Source organism: Chelatococcus sp. KU-N122 (genome assembly GCF_055391085.1).
The window spans coordinates 1,785,264-1,808,343 of record NZ_AP043981.1 but is presented as its reverse complement, the minus strand read 5'-3'; the positions used below and the strand labels follow the sequence as shown (position 1 = coordinate 1,808,343).

Annotated in this window: 22 protein-coding genes and 1 pseudogene; 18 read left to right on the top strand and 5 right to left on the bottom strand. The window is 69.3% G+C overall.

What is annotated here, in order from left to right; all coding sequences use genetic code 11:
- Nucleotides 1-80 precede the first annotated feature (80 nt).
- Nucleotides 81-593, top strand: coding sequence for an SAM-dependent methyltransferase (locus ACZ5PO_RS08025; RefSeq protein ID WP_464192061.1), 513 nt, complete (start codon nt 81-83; stop codon nt 591-593).
- A 61-nt stretch (nt 594-654) separates the two neighbouring features.
- Nucleotides 655-879, top strand: a complete 225-nt coding sequence (locus ACZ5PO_RS08020; RefSeq protein ID WP_464192059.1) for a hypothetical protein — start codon at nt 655-657, stop codon at nt 877-879.
- Between the two features lie 136 nt (nt 880-1,015).
- Here the strand turns inward: ACZ5PO_RS08020 and ACZ5PO_RS08015 are convergent, their stop codons facing one another.
- Together ACZ5PO_RS08015 and ACZ5PO_RS08010 are read right to left on the bottom strand one after the other, a co-directional pair.
- On the bottom strand, nt 1,016-1,798 hold the full coding sequence (locus tag ACZ5PO_RS08015) for an enoyl-CoA hydratase (RefSeq protein WP_464192057.1): 783 nt from the start codon (nt 1,796-1,798) through the stop codon (nt 1,016-1,018).
- A gap of 236 nt (nt 1,799-2,034) precedes the next feature.
- Entirely contained in the window at nt 2,035-3,033 is a 999-nt protein-coding gene (locus ACZ5PO_RS08010) for an NAD(P)H-dependent flavin oxidoreductase (RefSeq protein ID WP_464192054.1), read from the bottom strand.
- A 268-nt stretch (nt 3,034-3,301) separates the two neighbouring features.
- Between ACZ5PO_RS08010 and ACZ5PO_RS08005 the strand changes: the two genes are divergently transcribed.
- On the top strand, nt 3,302-4,357 hold the full coding sequence (locus ACZ5PO_RS08005; RefSeq protein WP_464192052.1) for a cyclase family protein: 1,056 nt from the start codon (nt 3,302-3,304) through the stop codon (nt 4,355-4,357).
- A gap of 231 nt (nt 4,358-4,588) precedes the next feature.
- Here ACZ5PO_RS08005 and ACZ5PO_RS08000 read toward each other — a convergent pair whose 3' ends face one another.
- Complete coding sequence (locus ACZ5PO_RS08000; RefSeq protein WP_464192050.1) at nt 4,589-5,341, bottom strand: GntR family transcriptional regulator; 753 nt, start codon at nt 5,339-5,341, stop codon at nt 4,589-4,591.
- A gap of 214 nt (nt 5,342-5,555) precedes the next feature.
- Here ACZ5PO_RS08000 and ACZ5PO_RS07995 point away from each other — a divergent pair, with 214 nt between their 5' ends.
- The 7 genes and pseudogenes from ACZ5PO_RS07995 to ACZ5PO_RS07965 all read left to right on the top strand — a co-directional run bounded on the left by ACZ5PO_RS07995 (nt 5,556) and on the right by ACZ5PO_RS07965 (nt 13,516).
- Nucleotides 5,556-6,779, top strand: a complete 1,224-nt coding sequence (locus ACZ5PO_RS07995) for a branched-chain amino acid ABC transporter substrate-binding protein (RefSeq protein ID WP_464192048.1) — start codon at nt 5,556-5,558, stop codon at nt 6,777-6,779.
- A gap of 283 nt (nt 6,780-7,062) precedes the next feature.
- Nucleotides 7,063-7,998 carry a branched-chain amino acid ABC transporter permease gene (locus tag ACZ5PO_RS07990; protein WP_464192047.1) on the top strand — a complete coding sequence of 312 codons (936 nt, stop codon included), beginning with the start codon at nt 7,063-7,065 and terminating at the stop codon, nt 7,996-7,998.
- A pseudogene (locus ACZ5PO_RS07985) lies at nt 7,995-8,843 on the top strand (branched-chain amino acid ABC transporter permease); the annotation flags it as partial. The gene ACZ5PO_RS07990 and the pseudogene ACZ5PO_RS07985, both read left to right, overlap by 4 nt.
- Nucleotides 8,844-9,309: 466 nt before the next feature.
- Nucleotides 9,310-10,059: an ABC transporter ATP-binding protein gene (locus ACZ5PO_RS07980; protein WP_464192044.1), complete on the top strand. Its 750-nt coding sequence runs from the start codon at nt 9,310-9,312 to the stop codon at nt 10,057-10,059.
- Between the two features lie 20 nt (nt 10,060-10,079).
- Nucleotides 10,080-10,775, top strand: coding sequence for an ABC transporter ATP-binding protein (locus tag ACZ5PO_RS07975; RefSeq protein ID WP_464196742.1), 696 nt, complete (start codon nt 10,080-10,082; stop codon nt 10,773-10,775).
- A gap of 302 nt (nt 10,776-11,077) precedes the next feature.
- On the top strand, nt 11,078-12,280 hold the full coding sequence (pimC, locus tag ACZ5PO_RS07970) for a pimeloyl-CoA dehydrogenase large subunit (RefSeq protein WP_464192042.1): 1,203 nt from the start codon (nt 11,078-11,080) through the stop codon (nt 12,278-12,280).
- Between the two features lie 75 nt (nt 12,281-12,355).
- The gene (locus ACZ5PO_RS07965) at nt 12,356-13,516 is read left to right on the top strand and encodes an acyl-CoA dehydrogenase family protein (RefSeq protein WP_464192040.1); all 1,161 of its coding nucleotides are present in this window, start codon (nt 12,356-12,358) and stop codon (nt 13,514-13,516) included.
- A 128-nt stretch (nt 13,517-13,644) separates the two neighbouring features.
- Here ACZ5PO_RS07965 and ACZ5PO_RS07960 read toward each other — a convergent pair whose 3' ends face one another.
- Nucleotides 13,645-14,328, bottom strand: coding sequence for a histidine phosphatase family protein (locus ACZ5PO_RS07960; RefSeq protein ID WP_464192038.1), 684 nt, complete (start codon nt 14,326-14,328; stop codon nt 13,645-13,647).
- Nucleotides 14,329-14,711: 383 nt separating this feature from the next.
- Here ACZ5PO_RS07960 and ACZ5PO_RS07955 point away from each other — a divergent pair, with 383 nt between their 5' ends.
- Both ACZ5PO_RS07955 and ACZ5PO_RS07950 read left to right on the top strand, forming a co-directional pair.
- Complete coding sequence (locus tag ACZ5PO_RS07955; protein WP_464192036.1) at nt 14,712-16,085, top strand: TAXI family TRAP transporter solute-binding subunit; 1,374 nt, start codon at nt 14,712-14,714, stop codon at nt 16,083-16,085.
- Between the two features lie 114 nt (nt 16,086-16,199).
- Nucleotides 16,200-16,577 (top strand): hypothetical protein, encoded by a 378-nt coding sequence (locus ACZ5PO_RS07950; RefSeq protein ID WP_464192034.1) that lies wholly within the window; start codon nt 16,200-16,202, stop codon nt 16,575-16,577.
- Nucleotides 16,578-16,680: 103 nt separating this feature from the next.
- Here the strand turns inward: ACZ5PO_RS07950 and ACZ5PO_RS07945 are convergent, their stop codons facing one another.
- Nucleotides 16,681-18,864, bottom strand: a complete 2,184-nt coding sequence (locus ACZ5PO_RS07945) for a mechanosensitive ion channel family protein (protein WP_464192032.1) — start codon at nt 18,862-18,864, stop codon at nt 16,681-16,683.
- A 569-nt stretch (nt 18,865-19,433) separates the two neighbouring features.
- Here ACZ5PO_RS07945 and hisB point away from each other — a divergent pair.
- The 6 genes from hisB to ACZ5PO_RS07915 are packed head-to-tail and all read left to right on the top strand — an operon-like array spanning nt 19,434 to nt 23,063.
- Nucleotides 19,434-20,021 (top strand): imidazoleglycerol-phosphate dehydratase HisB, encoded by a 588-nt coding sequence (gene hisB, locus ACZ5PO_RS07940; RefSeq protein ID WP_464192030.1) that lies wholly within the window; start codon nt 19,434-19,436, stop codon nt 20,019-20,021.
- 21 nt (nt 20,022-20,042) lie between these two features.
- Nucleotides 20,043-20,546 (top strand): DUF2628 domain-containing protein, encoded by a 504-nt coding sequence (locus ACZ5PO_RS07935; RefSeq protein ID WP_464192028.1) that lies wholly within the window; start codon nt 20,043-20,045, stop codon nt 20,544-20,546.
- Entirely contained in the window at nt 20,543-21,193 is a 651-nt protein-coding gene (gene hisH, locus ACZ5PO_RS07930; protein WP_464192026.1) for an imidazole glycerol phosphate synthase subunit HisH, read from the top strand. The genes ACZ5PO_RS07935 and hisH overlap by 4 nt, the downstream gene beginning before the upstream one ends.
- Nucleotides 21,190-21,966 carry a 1-(5-phosphoribosyl)-5-[(5-phosphoribosylamino)methylideneamino]imidazole-4-carboxamide isomerase gene (hisA, locus tag ACZ5PO_RS07925; protein ID WP_464192023.1) on the top strand — a complete coding sequence of 259 codons (777 nt, stop codon included), beginning with the start codon at nt 21,190-21,192 and terminating at the stop codon, nt 21,964-21,966. The genes hisH and hisA overlap by 4 nt, the downstream gene beginning before the upstream one ends.
- A gap of 1 nt (nt 21,967) precedes the next feature.
- A complete protein-coding gene (hisF, locus tag ACZ5PO_RS07920) occupies nt 21,968-22,741 on the top strand; it encodes an imidazole glycerol phosphate synthase subunit HisF (protein ID WP_464192021.1) in 774 nt (257 codons plus the stop codon).
- 1 nt (nt 22,742) lies between these two features.
- Nucleotides 22,743-23,063, top strand: a complete 321-nt coding sequence (locus ACZ5PO_RS07915) for a phosphoribosyl-ATP diphosphatase (RefSeq protein WP_464192019.1) — start codon at nt 22,743-22,745, stop codon at nt 23,061-23,063.
- The last annotated feature ends 17 nt before the right edge of the window (nt 23,064-23,080 follow it).

Genomic DNA, 23,080 nt, shown 5'->3' with positions numbered 1-23,080 from the left:
TGGGACGAGCTAGATCAGAACTGGCAGCGGAATATGCGCCTTGTGGATTGTGTGGATAAGTGGAGGCGGACGGGACGATGATGAGCGCCGACACGATCGCCGCAACGGACGCAGGCGCGGGGCTGCCGGACGGCGGCCCTCTGCGCCCCGGGGAGACGACTATCGATTTGCCGGCTCAGTATAACGCCGGCCTTTATTTCATCGGCCGCATCCGCACGCCGTGGCCGACCCGCGCCGACTGCCCGCGCCAGGGCGACAGCGAGCAAGGCCCGCTCTGCCGCATCGAGATCGACCCGCACTGGGCCGGCGCGCTCGCGAGCATCGCCCGCCACAGCCATCTGCAGGTGCTGTATTGGATGCACGAGGCGCGCCGCGACATTGCGCTGCTCAGCCCGCACGGCGCCGCCTCACCCAGCGGCGCCCTGGCGCTGAGGGCGCCCCTGCGGCCGAACCCGATCGCCAGCTCGACCGTGGCGCTCGTCGCCGTCGAAGGCGTGGTGCTGACGGTGCGCGGCCTCGACTGCGTGGACGGCACACCGCTCCTCGACCTCAAGCCCGTACGCTGCCCAATGGACACCGCGGCCAAAGGCTGATTGTCGCCCGCAGGCCGAGGAAACCTTTTCGCGTGAAGGGTTCTGAGGCACACTCTGACGCATGACCGACATCGTCGACCAAGCTTTTCGCGCCGTTCGAGACCTGCCCGCTGCTCGGCGGGAGGCGATTGTCCGCCTCATCCTCGATCTTGCAGGGGATCCCGGGCCCGTCGCGCTATCGCCTGAGGAGCGCGACGCGATCGCGATCTCCAAGGCGGCCGCAGCGCGGGGCGAGTTCGCAAGTGAAGAGCAGGTCCGCGCAGTGTGGGCGAAATACGGGCTGTGAGGCTCCGCTACACCCGTCCTGCCTTAGCCGACCTCGCCGCCGTCCTCGAAAACATCGAACAGCACTCGCCGAGTGGTGCGCGTGATCCACAGACGCCGCCGCCCAAAGGCCGTCGCTGAATTCTGCGCTTTAAAGCCTAAGCGAACTTGGAAAAGTCCGGCGGCCGCCGCTCCAGCACCGCCGCCATCGCTTCGCGGGCCTCGGGCGAGTGCAGGCGCTCCTCGAACACCTTGCCCTCCTCGCCCATGCGCTCCAGCGTCGTCGCCGACGCGGTGCTCTTCATCAGCGCCTTGGTGGCCCGCACGGCACCGGGCGGCTTGGCAGCGAGGCGGCCGGCGACGGCCTGGACCGTCCCGTCCAGCTCGGCGGCGGGCACGACGGCGTTGACGATGCCGATCTCGCGCGCCCGCTCCGCGCCGAAGAAGTCACCCAGCAGCAGCAGCTCGGCGGCCGCCTGGTGGCCGGCGAGGCGCGGCAGCAGCAGGCTCGAGGCGGCCTCCGGCACGATGCCGAGGCTGACGAACGGCAGCTGGAACCTGGCGGTATCGGCGGCATAGACGAAGTCGCAATGCAGCAGCATCGTGGTGCCGACGCCGACAGCGAGCCCGTTGACGGCGGCGATGAGCGGCTTGGAGAACGCCGGCAAGGCGCGGACGAAGCGGAACGCGGCGCTCTCCTCGCCCGGCTTGGCGGCCAGGAAGTCCTTGAGGTCGTTGCCGGCGGTGAAGCTGTCGGCCGTGCCGGTGATGACGACGACGCGCACCTCCGGCGACCGGTCGGCCTCCGCCAGCGCCTCCGTCATGGCGTCGTACATCGCCTGGGTCAGCGCATTCTTCTTGTCCGGACGGTTCAGACGGATGGTCAAGATGCCGCCGTCGCGGCCCACCACGACCGTTTCGTTCGCCAGTTGCGTGCTCACGGGGGGTCTCCTCGCCAGAGCCAAGACGGCGGCTCGCTAGAGCGCTTTGCGATTGGGTGGACACACCCAATCGCGAGAAAGCGCCGCAGTTTCAAAAGGCTATGAGCATGATCCCAAAAAGCGGGCACCGGTTCTTGGACCAGATCATGCTCAAGACAAAGACTTGGAGCGGGATGATGGGTCGAAGAAAGATCATCCCGCTCCGGTTCACAGGGAGGGGGTGACTGCCGCCGGACTCACGCCGCAGCGGGGGCGAGCGACCGGTAGCGCGCCCCGAGCCGGGCGACGTCGTCGAGGGCGGCCACATATTCGCGCTTCAGGCGCGCCACCAGCTCGCCGGCGCCGACCACCTCCTTGACCGCGCCGATGCCCTGGCCCGAGCCCCAGATGTCGCGCCAGGCCTTCACCTTCTTGCCGTCGTCGCCGAAGTTCATCTTCGACGGGTCGGAGGTCGGCAGATTGTCCGGGTCGAGCCCGGAGCGGACGATGGAGGCACGCAGGTAGTTGCCGTGCACGCCGGTGAACAGGTTGGAGTAGACGATCTCCTCGGCGTCGGCCGCGACGATGCCCTGCTTGTAGTCGGCCGTGGCATTGGCCTCCGTGGTGGCGATGAAGGCCGAGCCGATGTAGGCGAGATCGGCGCCCATGGCCTGGGCGGCGAGGATGGCGCGGCCGGAGGCGATGGCGCCTGAGAGCGCCAGCGGGCCGTCGAACCACTCGCGGATGTCCTGGATCAGCGCCAGCGGCGAAACGGTGCCGGCATGGCCGCCGGCCCCGGCCGCCACCGCGATCAGCCCGTCGGCGCCCTTCTCGATCGCCTTGCGGGCGAAGCGGTTGTTGATGATGTCGTGCAGCGTGATGCCGCCGTAGGCGTGGATGGCCTGGTTCAGGTCCTCACGCGCGCCGAGCGAGGTGATGATGATGGGCACCTTGTGCTTGACGCACAGCTCGACGTCGTAGTCGAGCCGCTCGTTGGAGCGGTGCACGATCTGGTTGACCGCGAACGGCGCCGACGGCCGGTCCGGATGCGCCGCGTCGTGGGCGGCGAGCTCCTCGCGGATGCGGTGCAGCCACTCGTCCAGCAGCTCCTTGGGCCGGGCGTTGAGGGCCGGGAAGCTGCCGACGATGCCCGCCTTGCACTGGGCGATGACCAGATCCGGGTTCGACACGATGAACAGCGGCGAGGCGATGGCCGGAAGGGCCAGACGTTCGCTCAGGATCGGCGGCAGGCTCATGCAGTCAAACTCCTTGGGATGCGGCCCGACGTGGCCGTCGTTGTCGATGCGCGATGAACCGCGCAGGCCGGCGTTGACGCAAGTGTAGTTGCACCATCCGCGGCTTGACAAGCGAAGGCCCGCGGTCCGCGGCCGGACCGCATTCGCCTGCGACGCACCAGCCCCTCCCCCGGCCGCGTTGCCGATCGCCGCCAAAGCCGCGACAGTCGGCCGACAGGCTGCCGGACGCGTGTGGCCGCCGGCCCGCAACGAGACGAATGGGGAGAAGATGCCGACATCACCACGCTGGACGCGCCGCCCGGACGGGTCGACCTGGGGCGATTTCGGCCCCGACGATCAGCTGGGGCGCGTCAACCTGCTGACCGCCGAGAAGGTGCGCCAGGGCGCGGCCGAGGTGCGCGAGGGCCTGGCCTTCTGCCTGAGCCTGCCGCTCGAGTATCCCGGTGGCAACGTGCTCAACCCGCGCCGATTTCCGCCGGTGGTGCGGCCCACCATGCGCGAGGGCCACGCCAACATGAACGTGCGGGTGGGCCTCCATGTGAAGGGCGCGACGGACGTGGTCAGCGACGACCTGGTGGTGCTGCACCTGCAGTACTCGACCCAGTGGGACAGCTTCGCCCACGTGGGCTCCATGTTCGACGTGGACGGCGACGGCGTGCCGGAGGCGGTCTACTACAACGGCTTCCGCGCCGGCGAGGATGTCGTCGGGCCGGAGAGCGCCGACGACGCCGGCGTGCCGCACGGCCCGGGCGGCGTCTCGACGTCGCAGGCCAAGCGCCTCGGCGTGGAGAACATGGCGGTCAAGGGCATGCAGGGGCGCGGCGTGCTGATCGACCTCGCCGCCCACGTAGGGCGGGCCCGAGAATATATCGGCTACGACGCGCTGATGCGCATCATGGAAGCTGACCGGGTCGAGGTGGAGAGCGGCGACATGGTCCTGCTGCACACCGGTTTCGGCGAATTCCTGCTGGAGGCTGGTGGCGCGCCGACTCATTTTGCGCTTGAGAACACCAGCGCCGTCCTCGACGGCCGCGACCAGCGCCTGCTCCAGTGGATCACCGACAGCGGACTGGTGGCCCTGATTGCCGACAATTACGCCGTCGAAGGTATCCCGGCCCGTCCGGGCGGCGATTGCTGCGCCATGCTGCCGCTGCACGAGCACTGCCTGTTCAAGCTCGGCGTGCACCTGGGCGAGCTCTGGTACCTGACGCCGCTGGCCACCTGGCTGCGCGCCAACGGCCGCAGCCGCTTCCTGCTGACGGCGCCGCCCCTGCGCCTCACCGGCGCCGTCGGCTCCCCGGCGACGCCGATCGCGACGGTGTAGAGGAAGGCCGTTTCCGGCGGCGTCGAGCTAACACCCCCACCAGTCCCTTCCGCTTCGCTTCGCTCTGCGCGGGACAGCCTCCCCACAAGGGGGAGGCCGTTCGTTTGGCCCCCTCGCCAATTCTCCAAGCTCAAAAAAGTGAAGCGCCTCCCTCCCCCTTGTGGGGAGGGTAGGGGTGGGGGTGAACCGCGTCGCTTTCAGAACAAGTGCTTGCGCCGCAAGGAGCGCCAGCTACCCCACCAGCTCCGACGGTGCGGCGGGACGGACGGGCGCCATGCCGCGCGCGGCGCCCAGGTCGAAGGCGCCGGGCTCGCGCAGGTAGGCGAGCAGCGGCTCTGCGTTGATGCGGATGTCCTCCTCCACGCCGCGCCGCGCCGTGGCGCCGTCGCCGGCGCGCAAGCCGTCGAGGATGATGCGGTGCGGGTGGCGCCGGGGCAGGTTGGTCGGCCGGCAGACGAGCAGCGCGTTCATCAGCGGCCCGACCTGTAGCCACAGGGTCTCGGCGAAGCGGTAATGCAGGGGCATATCCGCCAGGGCGCACAGCGCGGCGTGGAAGCGCTGGTTCTCGACCAGCGACGCCTTGATCTCGCGCGCGTTCTTGAGCGCGGTCAGGCGTGCATGGATGGCCTCGAGCTCGTCTACCTCGGCCGCCGTGGCCCGCTCCGCGGCGCGTTCGGCGGCGCGGCCCTCCATCTCGGCGCGGAGCAGGCAGATCTCGTTGAAGCGCTCCACGTCGAGGTGCGGCACCCTGACCGAACGATGGTCGAGCTGCACCACCGCCATGTCCGAGACGAGCCGCGCCAGGGCCTCGCGCACCGGCGTCGGGCTCACGCCGAGCTCCTCTGCCAGATCGCGCAGCTTCAGCTTCTCGCCGGGATTGTAGCGTCCGCCCATGAGGTCGCGGCGTAACCTGTGATAAGCCTGATAGCTCAGGCTTTCGCGGGCCAGCGGCGCATCGGCGGTTGGTTCGGATGAAAGAGTCACAGAGCCAGCTTAGCCCGCCGGCCGGGCTCTGTCGAACTGTGATTTCGTATATGTGATGTGCTTCTTGCGGTTCACAGCCGTTTGTGCTGCAAAGGCCCCCGCACGGATTGCGTGCACCTGGCGCCCCGCACACGGTGATGCCGGGCGGTGGACGAAACGCGGACAAGGCGGCCGCCGGCGCCCGCGACGACAAATCAAGCGGAGGAAAATGGCCATGCGATCCCTCGTCGTTGCCGCGTCGCTGGCGCTCGGCGCCTCGCTCGCCCAGGCGGACACCGTCAAGATCGGCTACATCGACCCATTGTCCGGCGGCGGCGCCTCGGTCGGCGAGATCGGCCTGAAGCACTTCCAGTTCCTGGCCGACGAGATCAACGCCAAGGGCGGCATGAACGGCCAGCAGGTCGAGATCGTGCCCTTCGACGGCAAGACCAATCCGCAGGAGAGCCTGGTCCAGGCGCAGAAGGCCATCGACCAGGGCATCCGCTTCATCACCCAGGGCAACGGCTCGTCGGTGGCCGGCGCGCTCGTCGACTTCGTCGCCAAGTACAACGACCGCAATCCGGGCAAGGAAGTGCTCTACTTCAACTATGCCGCGGTCGACCCGATCCTGACCAACGACAAATGCAGCTATTGGCACTTCCGCTGGGATGCCAACTCCGACATCAAGATGGCGGCGCTGACCAGCTTCCTGAAGCAGCGCCCGGCGGTGAAGAAGATCTACCTGATCAACCAGGACTATTCCTTCGGCCAGTCGGTCCGCACCCAGGCGCGCGCCATGCTGAAGGAGAAGCGGCCGGACATCGAGATCGTCGGTGACGAGCTGCACCCGCTGCTCAAGATCACCGACTTCAGCCCCTACATCGCCAAGATCAAGGCGTCCGGCGCCGACACCGTCATCACCGGCAACTGGGGCCAGGACATCGCCCTGCTGCTCAAGGCCGCGGCGGACGCGGGGCTGCAGGCCGACTTCTACACCTACTACGCCGGCGGCGCCGGCGGCCCGACCGCGATCAAGCAGACCGGGCTCGCCGACCGCGTCTTCGACATCGTGGAAGGCAACGCCAACGACGCCCCGGCGGCGGCGCAGAAGACCGAGCAGGAGTTCCGCGACAAGTACGGCGTCACCCTCTGGTACCCGCGCGCCGTCAACGAGATGCGCATGCTCGCCGCGGCCGCCAACGAGGCCAAGAGCAACGACCCCAAGGCGGTGGCGGCGAAGCTGGAGGGCATGAAGGTCGAAGGCTTCGACGGCGGCGAGCTCGTGATGCGCAAGGACGACCACCAGCTGTTCCAGGACATGTTCATCCGCAGCTTCGGCCCGCTGAAGGCCGGGCAGAAGTTCGACGAGGAGAAGACCGGCTGGAGCTGGACCACCCAGGGCCGCGTCGCGGGCAAGGACACCATCCTGCCGACCACCTGCAAGATGGAGCGGCCCTGATCGCGGGCTGTTCCATAGCCGAATTGACGATCCGGAGTGTCGTAGCCTTGGTCGCGACCGGCGCAGGCGCCCACCTCTCCTCGCTTGCGGGGAGAGGTCGACTTGCGCGCCAGCGCAAGGCGGGTGGGGGGGGTCTCAGGAGAGGGCTCGAGGCCGCTCACGCCACGCGGCTGGCCCCCTCACCCCTGCCCTCTCCCCGCAAGCGGGGCGAGGGTGCGCAGCGGCCCCCGCGACGCCAAACCCTCAAGATCGCCACTCGATACCCCACCTCCAGGACGGGCGCATGCTCGAGCTGATCACCTTCTCGACGCTCAACGGCGTGCTCTACGGCATGCTGCTGTTCATGATGGCGAGCGGGCTCACCCTCATCTTCTCGATGATGGGGGTGCTGAACTTCGCCCACGCCAGCTTCTACATGCTGGGCGCCTACTTCGGCTTCGAGGTCAGCCGGCGCATCGGCTTCTGGCCCGGCTTCATCGTGGCGCCGCTGCTGGTCGGCTGCGTCGGCGCGCTGGTCGAGCGCTACGGCCTGCGCCGCGTCCATCGCTACGGCCACGTGGCCGAGCTCCTGTTCACCTTCGGCCTCGCCTTCGTCATCGAAGAGCTGGTCAACATGTTCTGGGGCAAGCTGCCGGTCGACTACCGCGTGCCGCCGGCCCTCGACTTCGTCGCCTTCCGCCTGTTCGATACCACCTACCCGGCCTACCGCATGTTCATGCTGCTGGTCGCCATCGCCATGTTCGCGTTCCTCATCGCCGTGCTGACGCGGACCCGCGTCGGCCTGATCATCCAGGCGGCGCTGACCCATCCGGACATGGTCGCCATGCTCGGCCACAACGTGCCGCGGATCTTCATGATGGTGTTCGGCGTGGGCGCCGCGCTGGCCGGGCTTGCCGGCGTCATCGCCGGGCCCGCCCTGGTGACCCAGCCGGCCATGGCGGCGCTGCTCGGCCCCATCCTGTTCGTCGTCATCGTCGTCGGCGGGCTGGGCTCGCTCGCCGGCGCCTTCGTCGCCTCCCTGCTGATCGGCCTGGTGCAGACCTTCGCCGTGGCGCTCAACGTGTCGCTGGCGGACGTGGTGGGCGCAGACGCAGCCGCGCGGCTCGGCGACCTCGGCACCGTCACCGTGGCGCAGGTGGCCCCGGTGATCCCTTACCTGCTGCTGGTGCTGGTGCTGATCTTCCGGCCCAAGGGCCTCATGGGAACGCGCGAGACATGACCGGAGGAACTCTGTCCTGGCGCGCCTGGGCCCCCTGGGCCGCGCTGGCGCTCGTCCTGGTGATGCTGCCGCGGCTGCTGAGCTCCGGCAGCTCGCTCACCATGATGAGCCTCATGGGCATCATGATCGTCTTCGCGCTGAGCTACAACATGCTGCTCGGCCAGACCGGCATGCTGTCCTTCGGCCACGCAGTCTACTACGGCCTCGCCGGCTTCGTCGCCATCCACGCCATGAACACCGTCGCCCAGAACAAGTGGGCGATCCCGCTACCGGTGATCCCGCTGATCGGCGGCCTGGCCGGGCTCGCCTTCGGCATCCTGTTCGGCTCGGTGTCGACGCGGCGCGGCGGCACCGTGTTCGCCATGATCACGCTCGGCCTGGGCGAGCTCGTCGCCTCGAGCTCGCTCATCCTGCGCGGCTTCTTCGGCGGCGAGTCCGGCGTCACCGCCAACCGCACCAAGCTGATGCCCTTCCTCGGCTACAAGTTCGGCCCGCAGATCGAGATCTATTACCTCATCGCCGGCTGGGCCTTCGTCGCCATCCTGGTCATGTACTTCATCACCCGCACGCCGTTCGGCCGCATGTGCAACGCCGTGCGCGAGAACCCGGAGCGAGCCGAGTTCGTGGGCTACTCGACGCAGCGGATCCGCTTCATCGCCTTCTCGCTGGCGGGCTTCTTCGCCGGCATCGCCGGGGCGCTGGCGGCCATCAACTTCGAGATCATGAACGCGCTGTCGCTCGGCGCCACCCAATCCGGCACGGTGCTGCTGATGGCCTTCATCGGCGGCATCGGCCTGTTCTGGGGGCCGATCGTCGGCGCCATCCTGGTCACCTTCCTGCAGGTGACCCTGTCGGACCTGACCGGCGCCTGGATGCTGTACTTCGGCCTGCTGTTCATCCTGGTGGTGATGTTCGCGCCCGGCGGCATCGCGGGCTGGCTGGCGCTGCACGGGCCGGCGCTGCGCAAGGGCCAACTCGGCAAGCTGCTGCCGGCCTATGCGCTTGCCGCCGTGCCGCTCGCCATGGCGGCGGGCGGCGCCGTCCTGCTCGTCGAGCTGGCGCACCACATGCTGGTCAAGGCGAGCAGCGACGGCAGCATCCTCCATGTCTTCTGGATGACCCTCGACGGCGCCTCGCCCTGGCCCTGGCTCGCCGCGCTGGCGCTGCTCGGGGCGGGGCGGCCCTCACGCACGTCGTCTGGGGCCGGGTGCGCAGCGCTTGGGGCTCGGTCCACGCCGCCATCGCAGGGTCGACCGGCGCCGCGGACGAGGCGGCGCTTTCGCCGGCATCGACGCAGGGAGCGCTGCCTACATGACCGCCGTCCTCTCCCTGGCCGACGTGCACAAGAGCTTCGGCCCCACCGCCATCATCCGCGGCGTGACGCTCGACGTCCCCGCCGGCGAGCGCCACGCCATCATCGGGCCCAACGGCGCCGGCAAGTCGACGCTGTTCCACCTGATCAGCGGCCGCTTCCCGGTCTCGTCGGGCACGGTCAGCCTGCACGGCCGGCCGATCACCGGCCTCAAGCCGTTCGAGATCTATCGGCGCGGCCTGTCGCGCAGCTTCCAGGTCACCAACATCTTCCCGCGCCTGTCGGTGTACGAGAACATCCGCTGCGCCGTGCTGTGGTCGCTCGGCTACAAATATGCGTTCTGGCTGGGCGTCGACGCGCTGCGAAACGTGCGCGAGCGCGTCGAAACGGTGATGACCGCGATCGGACTGACGGCGCGGCGCGACGTGCAGGCGGGGGTGCTGACCTACGCCGAGCAGCGGGCGCTGGAGATCGGCCTCGCGGTGGCCGGCGGCGCCGACGTGATCCTGCTGGACGAGCCCACCGCCGGCATGAGCCGCGGCGAGACTGAGCAGGCGGTGCAGCTGATCCGCAACGTGACGGAAGGCAAGACGCTGATCATGGTGGAGCACGACATGAGCGTCGTCTTCGGCCTGGCCGACCGCATCTCGGTGCTGGTCTACGGCCAGATCATCGCCAGCGACGCGCCCGGGGCCATCCGCGAGAACGCGGCGGTGCGCGAGGCCTACCTCGGCCAGGCGGTGCACTGATGCGCGATCCGGTCGAGCCCATGCTCAAGGTGGAGGGCCTGCACGCCTTCTACGGCAAGAGCCACATCCTGCACGGGGTGAGCTTCACCGTCGGCCGCAGCGAGATCGTCAGCCTGCTCGGCCGCAACGGCGTCGGCCGCTCCACCACGATCAAGGCCATCATGGGCGACGTGCCGCCACGCGGCTCGATCCGCTTCAAGGGGCGGGAGATCGCCGGCCTGAAGCCGCACCAGGTGGCGCGGCTGGGGCTCGGCTACGTGCCGGAGAACCGCGACATCTTCCCGTCGCTGACGGTGGAGCAGAACCTGCTGCTCGGCTGCAAGTCGTCGAAGCCCACCGGCCGCTGGTCCTACGACGACATGTACCGCATCTTTCCCCGCCTCAAGGAGCGGGCGACCACGCCGGCCGGGGTGCTGTCGGGCGGCGAGCAGCAGATGCTCACCATGTGCCGCACGCTGATGGGCGACCCGGACCTGGTCATGATCGACGAGCCCACCGAGGGCCTGGCACCGATGGTGGTCGAGCTCGTCGGCAACCTGCTGACCGAGATCGCCCAGCGCGGCATCTCCATCCTGCTGGTGGAGCAGAAGCTCGCCATCGCGCTGCGCATCAGCCACCGCCTCTACGTGATGGGCCACGGCCAGATCGTCTTCGAGGGCACCCCTGCGGACCTGGAGGCCAACGCCCAGGTGCGCCGCGACTGGCTGGAGGTGTGAGGAGTCTCCGGATCGCGGTGGCGGCGCAGCCGCACACCTCGCCCCGCTTGCGGGGAGAGGTCGCCTTGCGCGTCAGCGCAAGGCGGGTGAGGGGGCTCTCAAGAAGAGGCTCCTCGCCGGTGTCACCTTGTTCGGCAGCCCCCCTCACCCTGCCCTCCCCGCAAGCGGGGCGAGGGTTCTCCGGCGGCGCCTTCTTCACCTGGTCGACCGCTAGAGCACGCCCCTCGCGCTCAGCCCTTGGCAGGGCGCGTCGGGCGGCCTAGAAATCGTTTACACATAGACCATCTCGGCAGGATACGACCATGGACCTGAGCTTCACCGCCGACGAGCAAGCCTTCCGTGAGGAGGTGCGCGAGTTCTTCCGGACCTCGCTGCCGGAGCCCATCCGCAAGAAGCTCGAGGCCGGGCACCACACCACCAAGGAGGAGCTGGTCACCTGGCAGCAGATCCTCAACAAGAAGGGCTGGGCGGTGCCGCACTGGCCGGTGGAATGGGGCGGCACCGGCTGGGACCCGGTGCGGCAATACATCTTCCGCGAGGAGCTGATGATGGCGCCGGCGCCGGAGCCGCTGGCCTTCAACGTCAGCATGTGCGGCCCGGTCATCATCGCCTTCGGCAACGAGGAGCAGAAGAAGCGCTTCCTGCCGCGCATGGCCAACCTGGACGACTGGTGGTGCCAGGGCTTCTCCGAGCCCGGCGCCGGCTCCGACCTCGCCTCGCTCAAGACCACCGCCAAGCGTGACGGCGACTTCTATATCGTCAACGGCCAGAAGACCTGGACGACGCTGGCCCAGCACGCCGACTGGATCTTCTGCCTGGTGCGCACCAACTCGGGCGCCAAGCAGCAGGAGGGCATCTCCTTCCTGCTCATCGACATGAAGACGCCGGGCATCACGGTGCGCCCGATCATCACCATCGAGGGCGGCCACGAGGTCAACGAGGTCTTCTTCGACGACGTGAAGGTGCCGGCGGAGAACCTGGTCGGCCAGGAGAACCGCGGCTGGGACTACGCCAAGTTCCTGCTCGGCAACGAGCGCGTCGGCATCGCCCGCGTCGGCGCCTCCAAGGAGCGCATCCGTCGCATCAAGGAGCTCGCCTCGGCGCAGCGCGACGGCAACGCTCCGATCATCGACAACCCGCGCTTCCGCGAGAAGCTCGCCGCCGTCGAGGTGGAGCTCAAGGCCCTTGAGATGACGCAGATGCGCGTCGTCGCCAACATCAAGAACCTGGAGAAGGGCAAGCCCGATCCGGCGTCCTCGATCCTCAAGATCAAGGGCTCGGAGATCCAGCAGGCCACCACCGAGCTGCTGCTCGAGGTGGTCGGCCCCGACGCCATCGCCTACCAGCCCGAGCAGGGCGAAGCGGGCTGGAACGAGCCGGCGGTCGGCCCCGACTGGGCGACGACCGCGGCGCCCAACTATTTCAACTACCGCAAGGTGTCGATCTACGGCGGCTCCAACGAGATCCAGAAGAACATCATCGCCAAGGCCATCCTCGGCTTCTGATCCCGCGGGCGAGCCCTGCGGGGCTCGCCGTCCGCCTCGGCCACAGGCACCCGTTCAGCATCAAGGCTTCATCCCATGGACTTCGACCTCACCGACGAACAGCGCCTGCTCAAGGACAGCGTCGACCGTCTCGTCGCCGACCGCTACGACTTCGAGGCCCGCAACGCCATCCGCAAGCAGCCGGAGGGCTTCAGCCGCGAGCTCTGGGCCCAGTACGCCGAGCTCGGCATCCTCGGCCTGCCGTTCGCCGAGGAGGACGGCGGCTTCGGCGGCGGCGCCGTGGAGACCATGATCGTCATGGAGGCGCTCGGCCGGGCGCTGGCGCTGGAGCCCTATGTGGCGACGGTGATCCTCGCCGGCGGCGCGCTACGCCGGGCAGGCTCCGCCGCGCAGAAGCAGGAGCTGGTGCCGCAGATCGCCGCCGGCGAGCGTCTGCTGGCACTCGCCCATGGGGAGCGCCAGGCGCGCTACAACCTGGCCGACGTGGCGACGACGGCACGGCCCGACGGCGACGGCTGGGTGCTGAGCGGCAGCAAGAGCACCGTCCTGCACGGCGATGCGGCCGACACCCTGATCGTCAGCGCCCGCGTCTCCGGCGGCCAACAGGACGAGGAGGGCGTCAGCCTGTTCCTGGTGCCGGCCGACGCCGCGGGCGTGAGCCGCCGTGGCTATCCCACGCAGGACGCCCAGCGCGCCGCCGACATCACGCTCGCCGACGTGCGCGTCGGGCCCGACGCCCTGCTCGGCACGCCGGGCAAAGGCATCGAGGTGGTGCGCCGGGTCGCCGACGAGGCCATCGCGGCGCTCTGCGCCGAGGCCGTCGGCGCCATGGAGGCGACGCTCCATCTCACCGTCGACTACCTCAAGACGCGCACCCAGTTCGGCCGGCCGATCGGCAACTTCCAGACGCTGCAGCACCAGTCGGTCGACATGTTCGTGGCCACCGAGCAGGCCCGCAGCATGACCATGTACGCCACGATGATGGCCCAGAGCGACGACGCGGTGGAGCGCGCCCGCGCCATCGCGGCGGCCAAGGTGCAGATCGGCCGCTCCGGCAAGATCGTCGGCCAGAAGGCGATCCAGCTGCACGGCGGCGTCGGCATGACCATGGAGTACAAGGTCGGCCACTACTTCAAGCGGCTGACGGTCATCGACCTGCTGTTCGGCGACGCCGACCACCACCTGGCGATCCTCGCCCAGCTCGGCGGCCTCATCGGCAACGACAAGGCGGCGTAAGGCGGGGATTTTTCGAGTTCGATGGATGGCCGGGTCAAGCCCGGCCATGATGCTGAGAGGTCGCGCATTCCGTTCCGACGTCATGGCCGGGCTTGACCCGGCCATCCATCATTCTAGGAAGCCATTCCTCACGCCCCCATCAGCTTGATCGCCGCCGCCGGCGCGCTGCCCGCGCCCCAGGGGCGGTGGTTCACGCTGAGCACGCGCCAGTGGTAGGCATCGGGCGCGCCGCCGAGGTAGTCGAGGCGCGTGATCGAGCAATTATCGATGGCGAAGGTCAGCGCCGCCTCCAGGTCGAGCCTGAGCGCCGCGGCGATCGCCGCCTTGATGGTGCCGCCGTGGGCCACGGCGACGATGTCGCGCCCCGCATGCTCGACCGACAGCTGCTCGACGGCACCGCGCACGCGATTGGCCAGATCCTCGAAGCTTTCGCCGTTCGGCGCCCGCACGCTGGGCGGCGAGAACCAGAAGGCGTGGGTGCGCTCCGGGCTCGCCATGAACTCCGCGCGGTTGCGGCCTTGCCAATCACCCAGATGCTGCTCCGCCAGCGCCGGCACGGCCACCGGCTGCCAATGGGCGCCGTAGTCCTCGGCCGCCCGCGCGATCGCCTCGGCGGTGAGGCGGGTGCGCAGCAGATTGCTGGTCAGCCAGACGGCATCGCGCGGCAGGTCGCGCGCCAGCGCCTGGAACACGATCTCGTCGCTGCAATCGCACGGCAGATCCCGCTGGCCGTAGATATAGCCGCCGTCGTCCACGGGCGCGTGCCGCACCCACCACCACCGTGTCGTCGGTCGATCGCTCGTCGCCGCCATGCTTCGCTCCCGTCATTGGCTCTGGAGCGTTTTCCGGTCGGGCGATGCTGTGCCACCCGATCGGAAAGCACTCCAGGCAGATCGCCCCGCTTCAGAGGCCGCTGGGCTCGCCTCGGGCCTTTCCCGCGGCGGCCGCTTTTCGCTCGCACGGAATCCGGCTTCTCGCAACCGCGAGATCGGTGCCGGTCGCGGCCATCGCCGCGAGGGTGCGGGACCGGCTGCAAGTTCGTGGGGGAGATGCACGATTTTGCCATTGCTGCGGCTTATTTCGCGGCGGAGGTTAGCGCGAGAGGCGCGGCCGGCACGGAACGTGCTGTCCAGCTGTCGAGGCATGCGCCGTGCGTCGAACGGCGAGCCCACCGGCGCAGTGAGGAGAAGCCCGCGTGATCCGTGGCATCATTGCCAGCATCATGCTCGGGGTCGCGATCGTTAGCGGCTTCATCTATCTCGGCCTGCAGCCGACGACGCTGAAGCTCGCCATCGCGGCGGAGGACAAGGTCGACCGCGCCATCTTCGAGGCGGCGGCGACGGCCTTGAAGGACAAGCGTCGCCAGGTCCGGCTCGCCATCAAGCTGAAGCCGAGCAGCGAGGACGTCGCCGCGGCGCTCGGCGTCGGCACCGTCGACCTGGGCGTGCTGCGCTCGGACGCCGCGACGCCGACCGGCGTGGAGGCCGTCCTGATCCTGCGCCGGGAGGCCGCCGTCGTCGTCGCGCCCGAGTGGGCCGACGTCACCACCTTCGCCGACCTCGCCGACAAGCGCGTCGCCGTCGTGCGCCACGGCGGGCCGGCGGGCCACAACATCAACATCCTGCGGGACTATTACGGCCTGACGCCCGCCAGGGCCCACGATGCCGTCATCTCCTTCGAGGACCTCGAGGAGGCGCTGGCCGCCAAGCGCTTCGACGCCTATGCGCTGGTGGGCAGCCCGACCTCCGGCCCGCTGGCGGCCAGCGTGCGGCGCATCGCCAATGCTTCCGACGGCAAGATCGTCTTCATCAACATCGATGAGGCGGAGGCCATCTCCCGGCGCGGACCCGACGCGGAGGCGATCCGCATCCCGGAGGGCACCTTCGGCGGCCGGCCGCCGCTGCCGCGCAAGGAGCTGCTGACGCTCGCCGCGCCGGTCCGCCTGGTGGCGCGGGCGGACCTCGACAACCAGCCGATCAGCGAGCTGATCCGCCAGCTCATCGCCATGCGCTCGGTGCTACGGCGGATCGCGCCCGGCGCCGAAGCGCTCGAGACGCCGGACCCGGACACCTCGCAGATGCTGGTACAGGCCGGCGCCCGCGCCTTCCGCGAAGGCGACGAGGAGACCTTCCTCGACCGCTACAGCGACTACCTCTACCTCAGCCTGTTCCTGGTCGGCGGCCTGGGCTCGATGGTCACGGCCGTGACCGGCCGTTTCCAGCGCCGGCAGCGGCAGACGGTGATGCGCGTCCTGGAGGAGGTGATGCTGACGCTCGACGGCCTGCCCAGGGCGCCGTCGCTGGCCCAACTCGACGAGGCGGACCTGCGCATCGCCGACGTCTACCGCCTCGCCATGCAGCGGGCGGCCGAGTGCAACCTGTCGGCGGACGACATCGCCGCCTTCTCGCTGGCGCTCAGCCACGCGCAGACCCGCCTCGACGTGCTGCGCACCCGGGCCGAGCTTGCGGCGTCCCACCCGGGCTCGCGTCCTGTAGCGGCCGGCGAAGGACCGGGCGCCCTCGCCCGCTCCACCGAGGCAAAACGGCCACATCCCGCCGATCGCTTGTGAACGACGGCTTGCGGCGCACGCGCGATACGGAAATAGGATAGACGGAGATCACCGCGGGTCCGCTTCCGGGATCGCGTGATCGATAATCCTGCCGCCCGGCCCGGGGAGACGACGATGCGCAGCCTTCAGTTCGTGACGCCATTCCTCTCGGCGGCGGTCCGCCTCGTTCCGGCGCCGGCGCTGCTCGGGGGGCTGCTGCTGGCCGGCGGCCTCGTCGCGCCGGCGGCCGCCGAAGGCGTGCCCAACCTGAACGTGCGGCCGAGCTGCGACGCCGCGGCGCAACTGGAATCACTCGACAAGAAGCAGCTGCAGGCGTGCATGGACGACGAGGCGACCGCCCGCCAGCTGACCGAGAAGGAGTGGTCGACCTTCTCGGAGAGCTCGCGCCGGGAGTGCGACGCCGAAACCAACCTGGACGGCTCGCCCAGCTACGTGGAGATGCTCGAGTGCCTGCGGCTCGCCCGCGACTCCAAGAAGTACCCGCAGCAATAGCGCTGCCACTCCAGCCCTTTGCCGGTGCCCGCATGCGTGCCCGATGCTCGGAGCGCCTCTCCGCAATTGGATGATGCTCATCCAATTGCGAGATGCCCTGGCTTCAGCCCGCCGCCGCGGCGTCGGCTGCCATCTTGTTGGCGGCGAGCACATTCTGGGCAGCGGCCGCCTCCGCGTTGCCGCCGGCCACCTGGACGGTCGGGAAGGCGAACTTGATGCCGTTCTTCTCGAATGCCTCGCGGATCATGGCGTAGGCCCGCCGGCGGATCATGAACTGCTCACCCGGCTTGGTCATCATCTTCATCTGGATCTGGATGGCGAAATCGCCGAAGGCGTCGATGCCCTGCAGCTTCAGCGGCTGGAGAACATGCGGGGCGAATTCGGGATCCTTGGCCAGCTCCAGCCCGATCTCCTTGACGATCTTCTTCACCTTGGCGAGATCGCTGTCGTAGGTGACGTTGACGCTCATCTTGTCGATGACCCAGTCGCGGCTCAGGTTCTCCACCGCGCCGAGCTGGCCGAACGGCACCGTGTAGATCGGGCCGCGGTGGTGGCGCAGCTTGATCGACCGCAGGCTGAACGACTCGACCGTGCCCTTGTAGCGGCCGCAGACGATGTACTCGCCGACGCGGAAGGCGTCGTCGAACAGATAGAACATGCCGCTGATGACGTCCCTGACGATGGTCTGGGCGCCGAAGCCGACGGCGACGCCGACCACGCCGGCGCCGGCGATCAGCGGCCCGATCTCGACGCCGAGCGCCGCCAGAGCCGTGAGCACGGCCATGGCCGCCAGCACGATGAAGATGATGTTGCGGAAGATCGGCAGCAGCGTGCGCAGCTTGGCGCGCCGCGCCCGCTCGGCGTCGTCGTGGTCGGGCCCGATCTGGCTCTCGGCGAGCTTGCGGTCGATGAGCGACTTGATCAGCTGCCAGAGCAGGTCGGCGACGAGCAGGATGACGACGCTGCTGAGCAGCCCGCGCACCAGCCGCGTGACCATGTTGTCACGATCGGTGAGGGCGACGAGGTCGATATTCCACATATAGGCCAGGAACAGGGCGGCTCCGGCGATGAGCACGGCGCGCACCCCACGTTCGGCATAGATCGCCGCGACCGGCTTGGGCGCCGGCTCCTCGTCGCCCTCCGGCGGCGGCGCGGCGACGATGGCGTCGGTGATCTGGCCGGCGAGCTGGATGGCCTTGGGCAGCAGCAGGGCGAGGACGCCGACCCACAGCAGGCCGGTCAGGCTGCCGACCCACAGCAGCCACAGCGCGATGCAATAGAGCGACAGCAGGATGTTGATGAAGGTGTGGCCGGTCGCCCGCGACGGCCCGGGGCCGTCCGCCCGGGCCGGGCGGCGCCACACCACCTCCAGGGCGATGGCGAGCAGGCCGAGGCCCAGCACATAGGCGATCAGCGCCCGCGACGGCTGGCTGAAGCCGAGCGGCGCGAGCATGCTCACCGTGGCCCAGCCGAACATGAACCAGCCGACGAACAGGGCGATGCGCCGGTACCAGAACGTGGCCGCGCCGTCGGTGAGCGGCACCAGGCGCGGATGGCCTTCGTAGGCGACGAGGCGGGCGGGCACCAGCACGAAGCGGCTGACCGCCAGGACCCCGCGGAACACCACCGCCGCCATCAGGTATTGCAGGACGATCTGCTTGAGGATCGGCGGCCAGGTGAAGGCCAGGAAGGCGACGACGCTGCCCAGGGCGAACACGCCCACCAGGGCGAGGTCGAAGCCGAGCCGGACGCCGATCGCCCTCAGGCGCTGCCAGGGCGTGACGGTCGGCAGCGCCTCCATGAAGTGGCGCGTCCTGGCCGCCATGCGCCACACCAGCCGCTCGACGCCCCAGCCCAGCGCCAGGAAGCCGACGACCAGGATGAGGATGCCGATCGGGCGGCGATCCTGGATCTCCGACCGGATCACCGTAGCGGCATGCGCGAGCTCCGGGCCGAGCAGCGGCACGGCCGCCGCCAGCCCGGCAAAATGGAGCCGTATCTGCTCCATCCGCCGCGTCGCCTCCGCGCCGGCCGACATGTCCTGGGGTGGCGTTTCGGGCTTCGTCGCGGCGGGCGCCTTGCCCTCTGGCGCCTTGCCCTCTTGAGCGGCAAGCCACGCCTTCACCGCGGGGTCCTGGAGCAGGCGGACGAGCTCCTGAACATTGGCGGGGGCTGCGGCCGAAGCCGGTGTCTCCGTCGCGGCAGCCTGCGCCCCGACGCTCAGCAGCAGCACGAACAACGCGGGCGCCAAGGCCCCGGCAAGCCTGCGCAGGCCACTCTGGATCATTGCTTCCCCCTCGACGATTTTTGATACGTTCCAGCCGCAGCGCTTGCAATGGCTTCGCCACGGCCGCGGCGCCGCTACGCCCTTTTGCTGCTTGAGCCGATCGCGGCTCGCCACCTGTCCGGAACCGCCCTCGATCGTCCCGCCGCAGCAGCTCCGGAGCACTTTCTCACGGCACCCATGGCGAGCGGCCCGGCCTTTGCTTCAGCAGACTGCGCAGAGGGTAGAGCAGAACGCGCAGAGGCCGGCGGGCAGGGGGCTGGCATGTCGGGATCGCAATCCGGCTTCGGTGTCCAATGATGGTAGAACCGGGTGGCCGCACCGCGGGCCTGACGATCGTTCCCAAGCCGTTGAAGTGGGGGCGGTTTTGCGCCGACGCCACATTCCATCCAACGCAGATTCGCTCTAAGAACGGCGTTGGGGCGGCCGGCGTCGCGTCGCCCGGCAGCCGGAACCCTTTGCGATCGGGTGGCATCACCCATCGCGAAGCGCTCCGGATTCAAGAGATTGGAGCATGTCTCCGCAATGGGATGACCACATCCGCTTGCGACATGCTCTCGGGAGTTGAACGAATGCGTGTGGGCGAGATTGCGCGCCGGACATCTGAGACCGACATTTCGGTCCGCCTCGATCTGGACGGCTCGGGCACGGCGGACATCGCCACGGGCGTGGGCTTCTTCGACCATATGCTCGACCTGTTGGCGCGCCACAGCCTGTTCGACCTGACGCTCAAGGCCACCGGCGATCTCCACATCGACCAGCACCACACGGTGGAGGACTGCGGCATCGCGCTGGGCCAGGCGTTCCGCCAGGCACTGGGCGACAAGCGCGGCATCACCCGCTACGCCGACGTGCACCTGCCGATGGACGGCACCCTGAGCCGCATCGCGGTCGACATCTCGGGGCGGCCCTTCCTGGTGTTCCGCACGGAGTTCACCGCGGCCAAGATCGGCACCTTCGACACCGAGCTCGTGCGCGAGTTCTTCCAGGCCTTCGCCATCAACGCGGGCGTCACCCTGCATGTGGAGACGCTGTACGGCGACAACAATCACCATATAGCGGAGAGCTGCTTCAAGGGGCTGGCGCGCGGGCTCCGCAAAGCGGTGGCGATCGACGACCGCGAGGGAAGCCGCGTGCCGTCCACCAAGGGCTCGCTCTAGGCGGCGCCGGGATCCATGCCCATGAACCCGTATGTACTCTACGTGCCGAAGAATGCGGAGCCGGGGGACGGCGCCGCGCTGGACCGGGCCGAAGTGGTGAAGGACGGCATCGCTTGGTGGGCGCTGCTGTTCTCGCTGCTGTGGTTCATCTGGCACCGGCTGTGGCTCGGCACGCTCGTCGTCCTCGCCGCCGGCGCCGTGCTCAGCCTCGCCTGCTACCTGCTCGACGTCGACCGCTCGGCGGCCAGCCTGGCGCATCTGGCGCTCGCCGTCTTCTTCGCCCTCGAGGCCAACCAGATTCGCGGCTGGACGCTGCAGCGGCGCGGCTTCGTCCCCGTCGATGCCGTCCTCGACCGCAGCAGGGCCGGCGCCGAGGCCAAGCTGTTCGCGCGCTGGCTCGGCAGCACGGGGACCGCCGGGCCCGTCGTCCCGGTGACGCCGCCGCCCGCGGCGGGCGGCGTGCCGCGCGGCGCCGCGCCGAGCCCGATCGTCGGCCTGTTCCCCGAACCAGGAGGCGGCCGATGAGCGTCGCCATCATCGATTACGGCTCCGGCAACCTGCACTCGGCGCACAAGGCCCTGGAGCGGGCCGCCCGCGAGGCCGATCTCACCGTCGCCATCGAGGTCACGTCCGATCCCGAACGGGTGCGCGCCGCCGAGCGCATCGTGCTGCCGGGGGTGGGCGCCTTCGCCGATTGCCGCCGCGGCCTCGACGCCGTGCCCGGCATGATCGAGGCCATGACGGAGGCCGTGCGCAAGGACGGCAAGCCCTTCTTCGGCATCTGCGTCGGCATGCAGCTGATGGCGACGCGCGGCCTCGAGTACGAGACGACGGCGGGCCTCGACTGGATCCCCGGCGACGTGGCGCCGATCGCCCCCGACGACCCGGCCCTCAAGATCCCGCACATGGGCTGGAACGATCTCGAGCCCCGGCGCGAGCACCCGTTGCTCGCCGGGCTGGCGCTGGGGACGGGCGGCCTCAACGCCTACTTCGTCCACTCCTATGCGCTGACGCCGGCCGTGCCGGAGCATCTGGTGGCGGCGACCGACTACGGCGGCCCGATCACCGCGCTCGTCGCTCGCGACAACATGGCCGGCAGCCAGTTCCATCCCGAGAAGAGCCAGACGCTCGGTCTTGCGCTCCTCGCCAACTTCCTCAGGTGGCACCCGTGATCCTGTTCCCCGCGATCGACCTGAAGGAAGGCCGCTGCGTCCGCCTCGTGCAGGGCGACATGAACCAGGCGACGGTCTTCAACGAAGACCCGGCCGGGCAATCGGCGACGTTCCGCGACCAGGGCTTCACCTGGCTCCACATCGTGGACCTGGACGGCGCCTTCGCCGGCCATCCGGTCAACGCCGCCGCGGTCGACGCCATCCTCGCCCGCGTGCCGACCATGTCGGTCCAGCTCGGCGGCGGCATTCGCGACATGCGCACGGTCGACGGATGGCTCGCCAAGGGCGTCGACCGTGTCATCATCGGCACCGCCGCCGTGCGCGATCCGGCCTTCGTGCGCGAGGCGGCGCGCCAGCACCCGGGCCGCATCGCCGTCGGCATCGATGCCCGCGACGGGCGGGTGGCCGTCGAGGGCTGGGCGCGGCTCTCGGAAATGAGCGCCGAGGACCTGGGCCTCGCGTTCGAGGACGCGGGCGTCTCCGCGCTCGTCTTCACCGACATCAGCCGCGACGGCGCCATGCGCGGGCTCAACATCGAGTCCACGCTGAAGCTTGCCCATACGGTGAGCATCCCGGTGATCGCCTCCGGGGGGCTCGCCTCGATCGACGACGTGAAGCGACTGACCGAGCCCGATTGCGCTATCCTGGAGGGGGCGATCTCCGGCCGCGCCCTCTATGACGGCCGGCTCGATCCGGCCGAGGCGCTGGCGCTGATCGCGGCGCGCGCCCAGAGCCGGCCGGCGCTGTCGGAACCGGCCGTGACCAGGGCATGACATGCTGAAGGTCCGCATCATCCCCTGCCTCGACGTCAAGGACGGCCGCGTCGTCAAGGGCGTCAAGTTCCTCGACCTCGTCGATGCCGGCGATCCGGTCGAGGCGGCGAAGGCCTATGACGCCGCCGGTGCCGACGAGCTCTGCTTCCTCGACATCACCGCCAGCCACGAGGACCGGGCCATCCTGTTCGACGTGGTGACACGGACGGCGGAGGCCTGCTTCATGCCGCTCACCGTGGGCGGCGGCGTGCGCACGGTGGAGGACATCCGCCGGCTGCTGCTGGCCGGCGCCGACAAGGTGTCGATCAACACCGCCGCCGTCACCAACCGGCGCTTCGTCAAGGAAGCCGCCGAAAAGTTCGGCGACCAGTGCATCGTCGTCGCCATCGACGCCAAGATGGTGTCGCTCGGCGACGAGCCGGAACGCTGGGAGATCTTCACCCACGGCGGCCGCAACGCGACCGGGCTCGACGCCATCGACTATGCCACGGAGGTGGTCGAGCTCGGCGCCGGCGAGCTGCTGATCACGTCGATGGACCGGGACGGGACGAAGGCCGGCTACGACCTGGCGCTGATGAGCGCCATCGCCGAGGCCGTGCCGGTGCCGGTGATCGCCTCCGGCGGCGTCGGCTCGCTGCAGGACCTGGTCGACGGCGTGCGCGACGGGCATGCCAGTGCCGTGCTGGCCGCCTCGATCTTCCATTTCGGCGAGCACACCATCGGCGAGGCCAAGGCGTACATGGCGCACGCCGGCCTGCCGATGCGGATGGCTTGAGATGAGCACCTTCTCCCTCGACGACCTGGCGCGCATCGTGGCCCAGCGCGCGAGCGCCAGCCCCGACGCGTCCTATACGGCGAAATTGCTGGCCGGCGGGCCCCTGAAGGCGGCCAAGAAGCTGGGCGAGGAAGGCGTCGAGGCGGCGCTGGCCGCGGCGGTGGGCGATAAGGCCGGCCTGACGGCGGAAGCCGCCGACGTGCTTTACCACCTGTTGGTTGTACTCCATGGCGCCGGCGTCCCCTTGCGCGACGTCATGAACGAACTAAATCGTCGCACTGCACAATCAGGTCTGGACGAGAAGGCCTCGCGCAGCTCCTGATGGAGCGGGGATCCGCC

What these genes read in the sequence shown, in the direction of transcription:
- ACZ5PO_RS08025 (WP_464192061.1), top strand. Translation starts at nt 81, where the DNA reads ATGAGCGCCGACACGATCGCCGCAACGGACGCAGGCGCGGGGCTGCCG.
- ACZ5PO_RS08020 (WP_464192059.1), top strand. Translation starts at nt 655, where the DNA reads ATGACCGACATCGTCGACCAAGCTTTTCGCGCCGTTCGAGACCTGCCC.
- ACZ5PO_RS08010 (WP_464192054.1), bottom strand. Translation starts at nt 3,033, where the DNA reads ATGAGCCTGCCGCCGATCCTGAGCGAACGTCTGGCCCTTCCGGCCATC.
- ACZ5PO_RS08005 (WP_464192052.1), top strand. Translation starts at nt 3,302, where the DNA reads ATGCCGACATCACCACGCTGGACGCGCCGCCCGGACGGGTCGACCTGG.
- ACZ5PO_RS07995 (WP_464192048.1), top strand. Translation starts at nt 5,556, where the DNA reads ATGCGATCCCTCGTCGTTGCCGCGTCGCTGGCGCTCGGCGCCTCGCTC.
- ACZ5PO_RS07990 (WP_464192047.1), top strand. Translation starts at nt 7,063, where the DNA reads ATGCTCGAGCTGATCACCTTCTCGACGCTCAACGGCGTGCTCTACGGC.
- ACZ5PO_RS07980 (WP_464192044.1), top strand. Translation starts at nt 9,310, where the DNA reads ATGACCGCCGTCCTCTCCCTGGCCGACGTGCACAAGAGCTTCGGCCCC.
- ACZ5PO_RS07975 (WP_464196742.1), top strand. Translation starts at nt 10,080, where the DNA reads ATGCTCAAGGTGGAGGGCCTGCACGCCTTCTACGGCAAGAGCCACATC.
- pimC (WP_464192042.1), top strand. Translation starts at nt 11,078, where the DNA reads ATGGACCTGAGCTTCACCGCCGACGAGCAAGCCTTCCGTGAGGAGGTG.
- ACZ5PO_RS07965 (WP_464192040.1), top strand. Translation starts at nt 12,356, where the DNA reads ATGGACTTCGACCTCACCGACGAACAGCGCCTGCTCAAGGACAGCGTC.
- ACZ5PO_RS07960 (WP_464192038.1), bottom strand. Translation starts at nt 14,328, where the DNA reads ATGGCGGCGACGAGCGATCGACCGACGACACGGTGGTGGTGGGTGCGG.
- ACZ5PO_RS07950 (WP_464192034.1), top strand. Translation starts at nt 16,200, where the DNA reads ATGCGCAGCCTTCAGTTCGTGACGCCATTCCTCTCGGCGGCGGTCCGC.
- ACZ5PO_RS07945 (WP_464192032.1), bottom strand. Translation starts at nt 18,864, where the DNA reads ATGATCCAGAGTGGCCTGCGCAGGCTTGCCGGGGCCTTGGCGCCCGCG.
- hisB (WP_464192030.1), top strand. Translation starts at nt 19,434, where the DNA reads ATGCGTGTGGGCGAGATTGCGCGCCGGACATCTGAGACCGACATTTCG.
- ACZ5PO_RS07935 (WP_464192028.1), top strand. Translation starts at nt 20,043, where the DNA reads ATGAACCCGTATGTACTCTACGTGCCGAAGAATGCGGAGCCGGGGGAC.
- hisH (WP_464192026.1), top strand. Translation starts at nt 20,543, where the DNA reads ATGAGCGTCGCCATCATCGATTACGGCTCCGGCAACCTGCACTCGGCG.
- hisF (WP_464192021.1), top strand. Translation starts at nt 21,968, where the DNA reads ATGCTGAAGGTCCGCATCATCCCCTGCCTCGACGTCAAGGACGGCCGC.
- ACZ5PO_RS07915 (WP_464192019.1), top strand. Translation starts at nt 22,743, where the DNA reads ATGAGCACCTTCTCCCTCGACGACCTGGCGCGCATCGTGGCCCAGCGC.